The 10,955-nt window shown below is 62.1% G+C and carries 9 protein-coding genes; 8 read left to right on the top strand and 1 reads right to left on the bottom strand.

The genetic code is table 11. From position 1 onward, the window contains the following. Positions 1 to 119: 119 nt before the first annotated feature. The gene (locus ACM6IT_RS19250) at positions 120 to 812 is read right to left on the bottom strand and encodes a tellurite resistance TerB family protein (RefSeq protein WP_414913896.1); all 693 of its coding nucleotides are present in this window, start codon (positions 810 to 812) and stop codon (positions 120 to 122) included. 191 nt (positions 813 to 1,003) lie between these two features. Here ACM6IT_RS19250 and ACM6IT_RS19245 point away from each other — a divergent pair, with 191 nt between their 5' ends. The 8 genes from ACM6IT_RS19245 (at position 1,004) to ACM6IT_RS19210 (ending at position 10,927) form a co-directional block, all read left to right on the top strand. Then, the gene (locus ACM6IT_RS19245; protein ID WP_007975056.1) at positions 1,004 to 1,918 is read left to right on the top strand and encodes a LysR family transcriptional regulator; all 915 of its coding nucleotides are present in this window, start codon (positions 1,004 to 1,006) and stop codon (positions 1,916 to 1,918) included. A 146-nt stretch (positions 1,919 to 2,064) separates the two neighbouring features. Continuing rightward, positions 2,065 to 3,522, top strand: coding sequence for a gamma-aminobutyraldehyde dehydrogenase (locus ACM6IT_RS19240; protein ID WP_056721067.1), 1,458 nt, complete (start codon positions 2,065 to 2,067; stop codon positions 3,520 to 3,522). A gap of 83 nt (positions 3,523 to 3,605) precedes the next feature. Next, positions 3,606 to 4,757, top strand: coding sequence for a putative ABC transporter substrate-binding protein YdcS (gene ydcS / locus ACM6IT_RS19235; RefSeq protein WP_056721069.1), 1,152 nt, complete (start codon positions 3,606 to 3,608; stop codon positions 4,755 to 4,757). A 171-nt stretch (positions 4,758 to 4,928) separates the two neighbouring features. Then, positions 4,929 to 5,966 carry an ABC transporter ATP-binding protein gene (locus tag ACM6IT_RS19230; protein WP_414918522.1) on the top strand — a complete coding sequence of 346 codons (1,038 nt, stop codon included), beginning with the start codon at positions 4,929 to 4,931 and terminating at the stop codon, positions 5,964 to 5,966. A gap of 1 nt (position 5,967) precedes the next feature. After that, positions 5,968 to 6,915 (top strand): ABC transporter permease, encoded by a 948-nt coding sequence (locus ACM6IT_RS19225; RefSeq protein ID WP_414913898.1) that lies wholly within the window; start codon positions 5,968 to 5,970, stop codon positions 6,913 to 6,915. Next, positions 6,905 to 7,729: an ABC transporter permease gene (locus ACM6IT_RS19220; protein WP_414918521.1), complete on the top strand. Its 825-nt coding sequence runs from the start codon at positions 6,905 to 6,907 to the stop codon at positions 7,727 to 7,729. Before ACM6IT_RS19225 ends, ACM6IT_RS19220 begins: the two co-directional genes overlap by 11 nt. Positions 7,730 to 7,788: 59 nt before the next feature. Then, entirely contained in the window at positions 7,789 to 9,213 is a 1,425-nt protein-coding gene (locus tag ACM6IT_RS19215; protein ID WP_056721081.1) for a gamma-aminobutyraldehyde dehydrogenase, read from the top strand. A gap of 229 nt (positions 9,214 to 9,442) precedes the next feature. Next, positions 9,443 to 10,927 carry an APC family permease gene (locus ACM6IT_RS19210; RefSeq protein ID WP_414918520.1) on the top strand — a complete coding sequence of 495 codons (1,485 nt, stop codon included), beginning with the start codon at positions 9,443 to 9,445 and terminating at the stop codon, positions 10,925 to 10,927. Positions 10,928 to 10,955: the final 28 nt, after the last annotated feature.

Here is a 10,955-nt window from a genome sequence, read left to right as displayed (position 1 = left end):
CTGAAAACGCCATCGCGAGCAGGCTCGCTCCCATATTCAATCTCTGGTGCACGCAGAATCTGCGATCACTGAAGACCTGATGTGGGAAGCAAGCCTGCTCGCGAATGCAGCCTGAAGGTTTACAGGGAGGCCTGGCGAACCTGCTTTTCCAGCTCGGCCTTCAACCCCGGCTCCAGCTTGAGCTGCCGCGCCAGCTCGTCGAGGTAAGCCTTCTCCATGAAGTTTTCCTCGTCCACCATCATCACGCTGGCGATGTACATCTCGGCGGCGATTTCCGGAGAGAGGGCGGCGCGGGCGACATCGCTCGGGTCCAGCGGCTTGTTGAGCTCGGCGTGCAGCCAGTGTTGCAGTTCCCGGTCGCTGTCGAGCCGGGTGAATTCGCCTTCGATCAAGGCGCGCTCACGTGCATCGACATGACCGTCAGCCTTGGCCGCGGCCACCAGCGCCTTGAGAATCGCCTGACTGTGCAGCTCGACTTGCGCGGCCGGTACGCGGTCCAGGGTTTGCGGCTCCGTAGCGGCTGCACCGCCCTGCTGCGCCTGCCAGTTACCGTAGGCTTTATAAGCCAGCACGCCCAGCGCGGCGAGACCACCGTAGACCGCGACCTTGCCCCCGACTTTACGGGCCTTTTTGCTGCCGAGCAGCAAACCCATTGCACCTGCCGCCAATGCCCCGCCACTCGCACCGGAGAGCAAACCGCCGAGGGCGCTGGTGCCACCGCTCGCGCCCTTTTGCTGAGGGCTGCCGGCCTTGTTCTGCAACAGGTCCTGGCCGGACTTGAGTAGTTGATCGAGCAATCCACGGGTGTTCATTTACCGCCTCCAAAAGACGTTTAACCTGAAACCAAGACCACCAGCCTAAAACGAAAGTGCCCCCGCCCCATGGGCGAGAGTGCTTCCAGATGTTGCATGCCTCAGCGCCCATTGCCGCTTGCGACGGCCTATCAGAAAAAAAGATATACACTCTCGCCAATCGATAAAAACAGCCCACCGGGTGCTTTCCCATGATGACCTTGCGTCAGATCCGTCACTTCATCGCCGTGGCCGAGACCGGCTCGATCTCGGCCGCCGCGCAAACCGCATTCATTTCCCAGTCAACCCTGACCCTGGCGATCCAGCAACTGGAGGAGGAAATCGGCGTCAGCCTGTTCAGCCGCCACGCCAAGGGCATGACCCTGACCCACCAGGGGCATCAGTTCCTGCGTCAGGCGCACTTGATCCTGGCCACGGTGGATAACGCCAAGCGCAGCCTGCAACAGAGCACCGACCAGGTTGCCGGGCAACTGATCGTCGGCGTGACCAGCCTGGTGGCCGGTTATTACCTGGCGGATCTGCTCACCCGTTTCCAGCGCGCCTACCCCAACGTGGAAATCCGCGTGATGGAAGACGAGCGCCCGTACATCGAGCATTTGCTGGTCAGCGGCGAGATCGATGTCGGCGTGTTGATCCTCTCCAACCTCGAAGACCGCCACGCCCTGCAGACCGAAGTCCTGACCCACTCGCCGCACCGGCTATGGCTGCCGGCCCAGCACCCGCTGCTCGAACACGACAGCATCAACCTCGCCGACGTGGCCCGCGAGCCATTGATTCAACTGAACGTCGATGAAATGGACCGCAACGCCCAACGCATGTGGTCGGCCGCCTCCCTGCAACCGCGCATCACCCTGCGCACGGCCTCCACCGAAGCGGTGCGAAGCCTGGTGGCCGCCGGTTTGGGCGTGTCGATCCAGCCTGACATGACCTATCGCCCGTGGTCACTGGAGGGTGACATCATCGAAGCGCGACCGATCGCAGACCTCAGCCAGACCCTGGATGTCGGCCTGGCCTGGCGTCGCGGCACCGCGCGACCGGCGCTGGTGGACCCGTTCCTGACGGTCGCCCGCGAACAACCCCACGGCGGGCGCAAGCCATCTATTTAATCGAACGCCACCTTCAGTATTTAGTATTTGTTGTCCTCGGGCCCGCGAACTAGTCTTGTGCATCTAATAAAGACGGCCGAGCCCCAGTTACAGGGAGCGCTGCCATGTCTACACAACAAGCCACACAAAAAACGAGAACCCGAAAAATGGCTGGCGCGCAGACCCCGTTGTTCACCGCATTGTTGATCGATGGTGAATTGGTTGCCGGTCAAGGCTGCGTCGAGCCGATTCTCAACCCCGCCACCGGGGAAGTCCTGACCCGGATCGCCGAAGCCAGCACCGAGCAAGTCGAAGCCGCGATCCTCGCCGCCCACCGTGCCTTTGCCGGTTGGTCACGGACCACGCCGCAGCAGCGTTCGAACCTGCTGCTGGAAATCGCCAACACCATCGAAAAAAACGCCGACCTGTTGGCCCGCCTCGAATCCATGAACTGTGGCAAGCCGCTGCACCTGGCCCGTCAGGACGACTTGAGTGCCACGGTCGACGTGTTCCGTTTCTTCGCCGGTGCCGTGCGTTGCCAGACCGGCCAGCTCAGCGGCGAATACCTGCCGGGGTACACCAGCATGGTCCGGCGCGATCCTATCGGGGTCGTGGCGTCGATTGCGCCGTGGAACTACCCGATCATGATGGCCGCGTGGAAAATCGCCCCGGCCCTCGCCGCGGGCAACACCCTGGTGTTCAAGCCATCGGAACACACGCCGCTGTCGATCCTGGCCCTGGCCCCGGCACTGGCCGAGATCCTGCCACGGGGAGTGATCAACATCGTTTGCGGTGGCGGCGAAGGCGTCGGCAGCCATCTGGTGAGCCATCCAAAGATCCGCATGGTGTCGCTGACGGGCGATATCGTCACCGGCCAGAAGATTCTGCAGGCCGCGTCGAAGACACTCAAACGCACCCACCTCGAACTCGGCGGCAAGGCTCCGGTGATCGTCTGCAACGATGCCGACATTCAGGCCGTGGTCGAAGGCGTGCGCACCTACGGCTACTACAACGCCGGCCAGGATTGCACCGCCGCTTGCCGCATTTATGCCCAGGCCGGGATTCATGACCGCCTGGTGGCCGAGCTCGGTGCGGCCGTCAGCAGCCTGCGTTTCGCCGGCAAGCGCGATGCCGACAACGAAATCGGCCCGCTGATCAGCACCCGCCAGCGTGACCGCGTGGCCAGTTTTGTCGAGCGTGCCTTGGGCCAGCCGCACATCGAGCGGGTGACCGGCGCGGCGGTGCACTCCGGTGCCGGCTTCTATTACCAGCCGACCCTGCTCGCCGGCTGCAAGCAAAGTGACGAGATCGTCCAGCGCGAAGTGTTCGGGCCGGTGGTCACCGTGACCCGCTTCGATGAGCTGGAACAAGCGGTGGACTGGGCCAACGATTCGGAATACGGCCTGGCCTCCTCGGTCTGGACCCAAAACCTCGACAAGGCCATGCAGGTCGCGGCGCGCTTGCAGTACGGCTGCACCTGGATCAACAGCCACTTCATGCTGGTCAGCGAAATGCCCCATGGCGGCCTGAAACGTTCGGGCTACGGCAAAGACCTGTCCAGCGATTCGCTTCAGGACTACAGCGTGGTGCGGCACATCATGGCCCGCCATGGCGAGCATCTCTGACTACGCTAATAACAAGCCACCAACGGCATGCTTCACCACGTTCACAACTGCCCCGACCATAATTTGAAGAAGAGGGAATTCCCATGTTCGTGCACAAGACCGCACTGCTCAGTGCAATCACTACCGCGCTGCTGGCCAGCGCCAGTGTCCAGGCCGCCGAGCCGCTCAAAGCTGTCGGGGCGGGCGAAGGCCAACTGGATATTGTGGCCTGGCCCGGCTACATCGAACGTGGCGAGAGCGACAAGGCCTACGACTGGGTGACCGGTTTCGAGAAGGAGACCGGCTGCAAGGTCAACGTCAAGACGGCGGCCACCTCCGATGAAATGGTCAGCCTGATGGCCAAGGGCGGTTACGACCTGGTGACCGCATCCGGCGACGCGTCCCTGCGCCTGATTGTCGGCAAGCGTGTGCAGCCGATCAACACTGCGTTGATCCCGAACTGGAAGAATCTCGACCCGCGCCTCAAAGATGCACCGTGGTACGTGGTCAACAAGCAGACCTACGGCACCCCGTACCAGTGGGGCCCGAACGTGCTGATGTACAACACCAACGTGTTCAAGTCCGCGCCCACCAGCTGGGGCGTGTTGTTCAACGCGCAAAACCTGCCGGACGGCAAGCCGAACAAGGGCCGCGTACAGGCCTATGACGGCCCGATCTACATCGCCGACGCAGCGCTGTACCTGAAGACCGCCAAACCGGAACTGGGTATCCAGAATCCCTACGAACTGACCGAAGCCCAGTACAAGGCCGTGCTCGATCTGCTGCGCGCCCAGCAGCCGCTGATCCACCGCTACTGGCACGACACCACTGTGCAAATGAGCGACTTCAAGAACGAAGGCGTGGTCGCCTCCGGTGCCTGGCCGTATCAGGTCAACGGCCTGATCAACGAGAAGCAGCCAATCGCCTCGACCATCCCGAAAGAAGGCGCCACCGGGTGGGCCGACACCACCATGTTGCACGCCGAAGCCAAGCACCCCAACTGCGCCTACAAGTGGATGGACTGGTCGCTGCAACCGAAAGTCCAGGGTGACGTAGCAGCCTGGTTCGGCTCGTTGCCAGCGGTGCCGGCGGCGTGCCAGGGCAGTGAGTTGCTCGGTGCCGAAGGCTGCAAGACCAACGGTTTCGACCAGTTCGACAAGATCGCCTTCTGGAAAACCCCGCAGGCTGAAGGCGGCAAATTCGTGCCGTACAGCCGCTGGACCCAGGATTACATCGCGATCATGGGCGGTCGTTGATCCCCTGACCAGATCAAAAGATCGCAGCCTTCGGCAGCTCCTACGCCGATCGCATGCACCGCAAATGTGGCGCCCTATGCAAAATCTGTAGGAGCTGCCGCAGGCTGCGATCTTTTCACAGCACACTCGATTCCGTTGAAAGAAAGCGCGCCTTTTTTGGAGCACCGCACCATGACGCTTGCAGTCCAGTTCACCAACGTCTCCCGTCAGTTCGGCGAAGTGAAAGCCGTAGACCGGGTTTCCATCGACATCCAGGACGGCGAGTTTTTTTCAATGCTGGGGCCGTCCGGCTCGGGCAAGACCACCTGTTTGCGCCTGATCGCCGGTTTTGAACAACCGAGCGCAGGCTCCATCCGCATTCATGGCGAAGAGGCCGCCGGCCTGCCGCCGTACCAGCGCGACGTGAACACCGTGTTCCAGGATTACGCGCTGTTCCCGCACATGAACGTGCGCGACAACGTCGCCTACGGCTTGAAAGTCAAAGGCATCGGCAAGGTCGAGCGCCTCAAGCGTGCCGAAGAGTCCCTGGAGATGGTCGCCCTCGGCGGCTACGGCGAGCGCAAGCCGGTGCAGCTCTCCGGCGGTCAGCGCCAGCGTGTGGCCCTGGCCCGCGCCTTGGTCAACCGTCCACGGGTGCTGCTGCTCGACGAACCCCTCGGCGCCCTCGACCTGAAGTTGCGCGAGCAAATGCAGGGCGAGTTGAAGAAGCTGCAACGCCAGCTCGGCATCACCTTCATCTTCGTCACCCACGACCAGACCGAAGCGCTGTCGATGTCCGATCGGGTGGCGGTGTTCAACAAGGGCCGCATCGAACAAGTCGATAGCCCGCGCAACCTGTACATGAAACCGGCCACCACCTTCGTGGCGGAATTCGTTGGTACCTCCAACGTGATTCGCGGCGACCTGGCCAAGCAACTCAGTGGCAATCCGCAGCCATTTTCGATTCGCCCGGAACACGTGCGCTTCGCCGAAGGCCCGCTGGCCAGCCACGAGATCGAAGTCAGCGGTTTGCTCCACGACATCCAGTACCAGGGCAGCGCCACCCGCTACGAACTGAAACTGGAAAACGGCCAGACCCTGAACATCAGCCAGGCCAACAATCAGTGGATCGACAGCAGCGCGCAACATCAGACTGGCCAGCGTCTGAGCGCACGCTGGGCGCGGGAAGCGATGGTCCAGTTGCACGACACCCTTGCCGGCGGGGTGTGAGATGAGCACCTTGGCTATTTCACAATCCTCGTCGGGCGGTTCGCCGTTGCGCAGATTTTCCAACCTGTTGTATCGCCGGCCGAACCTGTACCTGTCGATGCTGCTGGTGCCGCCGTTGCTGTGGTTCGGCGCGATCTACCTGGGCTCGTTGCTGACGCTGCTGTGGCAAGGCTTCTACACTTTCGACGACTTCACCATGGCGGTCACCCCCGACCTGACCCTGGCCAACTTCACCGCACTGTTCCAGCCTTCGAACTTCGACATCATCCTGCGCACCCTGAGCATGGCCATCGTCGTGTCGATCGCCAGCGCCATCGTCGCGTTCCCGATTGCCTACTACATGGCGCGCTACACCACCGGCAAGACCAAGGCGTTTTTCTACATCGCGGTGATGATGCCGATGTGGGCCAGTTACATCGTCAAGGCCTACGCCTGGACACTGCTGCTGGCCAAGGGCGGCGTGGCGCAGTGGTTCGTGCAGCATCTGGGGCTGGAACCGGTCCTGCAGTTCGTTCTGGGGATTCCGGGGGTGGGCGGCAGCACCTTGTCGACCTCGCACCTGGGGCGCTTCATGGTGTTCGTCTACATCTGGCTGCCGTTCATGATCCTGCCGATCCAGGCCTCGCTGGAACGCCTGCCGCCTTCGTTGCTGCAAGCGTCGGCCGACCTCGGCGCCAAGCCGCGCCAGACCTTCATGCAAGTGATTCTGCCGCTGTCGATCCCGGGCATTGCCGCCGGTTCGATCTTCACCTTCTCGCTGACCCTGGGCGACTTCATCGTGCCGCAACTGGTCGGCCCGCCCGGCTACTTCGTCGGCAGCATGGTGTACGCCCAGCAAGGCGCGATCGGCAACATGCCAATGGCCGCTGCCTTCACCCTGGTGCCGATCGTACTGATCGCCATCTACCTGTCCATCGTCAAACGTCTGGGGGCCTTCGATGCACTCTGACTCTTCATCTCAAGGGCAGGCATCCCTCGGCCTGCGCATTGCGGCCTGGGGCGGGCTGGTGTTCCTGCACTTCCCGATCCTGATCATCTTCCTGTACGCCTTCAACACCGAAGACGCGGCGTTCAGCTTTCCGCCCAAGGGTTTCACTTGGAAGTGGATCGGCGTGGCGTTCTCGCGGCCAGATGTACTGGAAGCGATCAAGCTGTCGTTGCAGATCGCCTCGATTGCCACGCTGATCGCCATGGTCCTCGGCACATTGGCTTCGGCCGCGCTGTATCGCCGGGACTTCTTCGGCAAGCAAGGCATCTCGCTGATGCTGATCCTGCCGATCGCCCTGCCGGGGATCATCACCGGGATCGCGTTGCTGGCGACCTTCAAGACACTGGGAATCGAACCGGGGATGTTCACCATCATCGTCGGCCACGCGACCTTCTGCGTGGTGATCGTCTACAACAACGTCATCGCTCGCTTGCGCCGCACTTCCCACAGTTTGATCGAGGCCTCGATGGACCTCGGCGCCGACGGCTGGCAGACCTTCCGCTACATCATCCTGCCGAACCTTGGTTCGGCGCTGCTGGCCGGCGGCATGCTGGCGTTTGCCCTGTCGTTCGACGAAATCATTGTCACCACCTTCACCGCCGGCCATGAACGCACCCTGCCGCTGTGGCTACTCAACCAGCTCAGCCGCCCACGGGACGTGCCGGTGACCAACGTCGTGGCGATGCTGGTGATGATCGTGACCATGCTGCCGATTCTTGGTGCCTATTACCTGACCCGGGGTGGTGAAAGCGTTGCGGGCAGTGGAGGCAAGTAACCGACACCCCATTACGGTTTCTACAGAGAAAAATAATTGCTTCGAAGAGGACACGTGCCATGCAAACCAAACTCTTGATCAACGGCCAATTGCTCAACGGCGAAGGCCCCGCCCAACCCGTATTCAACCCGGCCCTGGGTCGTGTACTGGTGGAAATCAACGAAGCCAGCGAAGCCCAGGTCGATGCCGCCGTACGCGCCGCCGACGCCGCCTTCGACAGCTGGTCGCATACCCCGCCGAAAGAGCGCTCGCTGCTGCTGCTCAAACTGGCCGATGTCATCGAAGCCCACGGCGAAGAGCTGGCGAAACTGGAATCGGACAACTGCGGCAAGCCTTACAGCGCTGCGCTGAACGACGAGATCCCGGCGATTGCCGACGTGTTCCGCTTCTTCGCTGGCGCCAGCCGCTGCATGAGCGGTTCAGCCGGTGGCGAGTACCTGCCGGGGCACACCTCGATGATCCGCCGCGACCCGGTGGGCGTGATCGCTTCCATCGCACCGTGGAACTACCCGCTGATGATGGTCGCCTGGAAAATCGCCCCGGCCTTGGCCGCCGGTAATACTGTGGTGCTCAAGCCGTCGGAACAAACCCCGCTGACTGCCCTGCGCCTGGCCGAGCTCGCGTCGGAGATCTTCCCGGCCGGTGTACTCAACCTGGTGTTCGGCCGTGGTCCTACGGTCGGTAGCCCGCTGGTGACCCACCCGAAAGTGCGCATGGTGTCGTTGACCGGTTCGATTGCCACCGGCTCGAACATCATTTCCAGCACCGCCGACAGCGTCAAGCGCATGCACATGGAATTGGGCGGCAAGGCCCCGGTGATCATCTTCGACGACGCCGACATCGATGCCGCCGTCGAAGGCATCCGCACCTTCGGTTTCTACAACGCAGGGCAAGACTGCACCGCTGCCTGCCGCATCTATGCCCAGGAGGGCATCTACGACAAATTCGTGGAAAAACTCGGCGCCGCCGTCAGCAGTATCAAGTACGGCTTGCAGGATGATCCGTCGACCGAGCTCGGCCCGCTGATCACCGCGCAACACCGCGACCGCGTAACCGGTTTCGTCGAACGCGCCATCGCCCAGCCGCACATTCGCTTGATCACTGGCGGCAAGGCGGTTGAGGGCAACGGCTACTTCTTCGAACCGACGGTACTGGCCGATGCACAGCAGGACGACGAAATCGTGCGCCGCGAAGTGTTCGGGCCGGTGGTCTCGGTGACCAGGTTCAGCGATGAAACGCAGGTGCTGGGCTGGGCCAACGATTCGGACTACGGCCTGGCCTCTTCCGTGTGGACCGCCGACGTCGGCCGCGCCCATCGCCTGTCGGCTCGCCTGCAGTACGGCTGCACCTGGGTCAACACGCACTTCATGCTCGTCAGCGAAATGCCCCACGGCGGCCAGAAACTGTCCGGCTATGGCAAGGACATGTCCATGTACGGGCTGGAGGACTACACCGTTGTGCGGCATGTGATGTTCAAGCACTAACCGCGAAAAGATCGCAGCCTGCGGCTGCTCCTACAAAGAGCGCCGTACACCCTGTAGGAGCTGCCGCAGGCTGCGATCTTTTCAGCAGACACACGGATGATGTCAGCGATTTACACCAAGGATTCACCGCAACTCAAAAAAACAATAACCACCGATCCGGGCGGCGCCCTCAAGGCCCCGCCACGGTTTCGGACATCCGAAATCTGCCGATTTTCCGGAGCAATCACACATGAGTGCATCACCCGATCTCTCTGCAGCCCTTGCCGACAGCGATGCCGAGCAACTGCGCAAACTCGGTTACACCTCCAACTTCAATCGCAGCATGAGCCTGTGGGAAAACTTTGCCCTGGGCTTCACCTACCTGTCCCCGGTGGTCGGGGTGTATACCCTGTTCGGCCTGTGCCTGGCCGCAGGCGGGCCACCGATGTTCTGGGCTTACTTGCTGGTCGGTTGCGGCCAACTGCTGGTGTGCCTGATCTTCGGCGAAGTGGTTTCGCAGTTCCCGATTTCCGGTGGCGTATACCCCTGGGCTCGCCGCTTGGTGGGCAAACGCTGGGCGTGGATGGTCGGCTGGATCTACTCCATCGCCCTGTGCGTAACCATCGCCGCCGTTGCGGTCGGTGCCGGTCCGTACCTCGCCGCCATGATGGGTTTTGAACCGAGCAACAACACCAACATCATCATCGCCCTGTTCCTGACGCTGTTCGCCACTCTGGTCAACCTCAGCGGCACCAAAGTGCTGGCGCGCATTGCCATGTTCGGCTTCCTGTGCGAGCTGGTGGGCGCGGTGATCGTCGGCGTTTACCTGCTGATTTTCGAGCGTCATCAACCCATCAGCGTGTTGTTCAACACCTTCGATATCAGCGTCGACGGCTCGTACCTGCCGGCGTTCCTCACCGCGTCGCTGGCGGGGATGTTCCTGTACTACGGCTTCGAGGCTTGCGGTGACGTGGCCGAAGAAACCCCGAACCCGAGCAAGAAAATCCCGGTGGCCATGCGCATGACCATCTACATCGGCGGCATCGCGGCGATGTTCGCCTGCCTGGCGCTGATCCTGGCCGTACCGGACATGCAAGCGGTGATCAACGGCACCGACAAGGACCCGGTCACCACCATCCTCAACAACGCCTTCGGCCCGGTCGGTTCGAAAGTGGTGATGGGCGTGGTGATGATTTCCTTCATCTCCTGCGTGATCAGCCTGCAAGCAGCGGCCAGTCGCCTGCTGTATTCATACGCCCGTGATGAAATGGTCATCGGCAGCCGACTGCTGAAGAAGATTTCCCCTACGACTCAGGTTCCAGTTGCCGCGCTGTTCGTCTCCGGTGTCCTGCCGGCGCTGATCATCATCCTCGGCTTCTTCCTGCAGGACGCGGTCGCCACCATCGTCAGCTTCGCGGCCATCGGCATCTACCTGGCGTTCCAGATGATCGTGCTCGCGGCCCTGTACGCCCGCATGAAGGGCTGGAAACCGAGCGGCAAATTCACCCTCGGCGCCTGGGGCTGGGCGGTGAACATCGGCGCGCTGGTCTACGGCGTCGGCGCCATCATCAACATGGCCTGGCCACGCACCCCGGATGCCGCGTGGTACATCAACTACGCGATGGTGCTGAGTACCGCCATCGTGATTGGTCTGGGCCTGCTCTACATGTGGTTCGCCAAGCCGTATGACCATGGCATGGCGCCTGCTGGGGATGCCTGGAAAGTCAGCCGGTAACGGCATTCGCCCCGGTGCCGTCGTGGTG

The organism is Pseudomonas sp. IT-P4 (assembly GCF_949767755.1).
GTDB classification, from domain to species: domain Bacteria; phylum Pseudomonadota; class Gammaproteobacteria; order Pseudomonadales; family Pseudomonadaceae; genus Aquipseudomonas; species Aquipseudomonas monachiensis.
Note: the sequence above shows the minus strand (reverse complement) of the source record. Positions and strands in the feature narration are given on the sequence as shown.

What these genes read in the sequence shown, in the direction of transcription:
- ACM6IT_RS19250 (WP_414913896.1), bottom strand. Translation starts at nt 812, where the DNA reads ATGAACACCCGTGGATTGCTCGATCAACTACTCAAGTCCGGCCAGGAC.
- ACM6IT_RS19245 (WP_007975056.1), top strand. Translation starts at nt 1,004, where the DNA reads ATGATGACCTTGCGTCAGATCCGTCACTTCATCGCCGTGGCCGAGACC.
- ACM6IT_RS19240 (WP_056721067.1), top strand. Translation starts at nt 2,065, where the DNA reads ATGGCTGGCGCGCAGACCCCGTTGTTCACCGCATTGTTGATCGATGGT.
- ydcS (WP_056721069.1), top strand. Translation starts at nt 3,606, where the DNA reads ATGTTCGTGCACAAGACCGCACTGCTCAGTGCAATCACTACCGCGCTG.
- ACM6IT_RS19230 (WP_414918522.1), top strand. Translation starts at nt 4,929, where the DNA reads ATGACGCTTGCAGTCCAGTTCACCAACGTCTCCCGTCAGTTCGGCGAA.
- ACM6IT_RS19225 (WP_414913898.1), top strand. Translation starts at nt 5,968, where the DNA reads ATGAGCACCTTGGCTATTTCACAATCCTCGTCGGGCGGTTCGCCGTTG.
- ACM6IT_RS19220 (WP_414918521.1), top strand. Translation starts at nt 6,905, where the DNA reads ATGCACTCTGACTCTTCATCTCAAGGGCAGGCATCCCTCGGCCTGCGC.
- ACM6IT_RS19215 (WP_056721081.1), top strand. Translation starts at nt 7,789, where the DNA reads ATGCAAACCAAACTCTTGATCAACGGCCAATTGCTCAACGGCGAAGGC.
- ACM6IT_RS19210 (WP_414918520.1), top strand. Translation starts at nt 9,443, where the DNA reads ATGAGTGCATCACCCGATCTCTCTGCAGCCCTTGCCGACAGCGATGCC.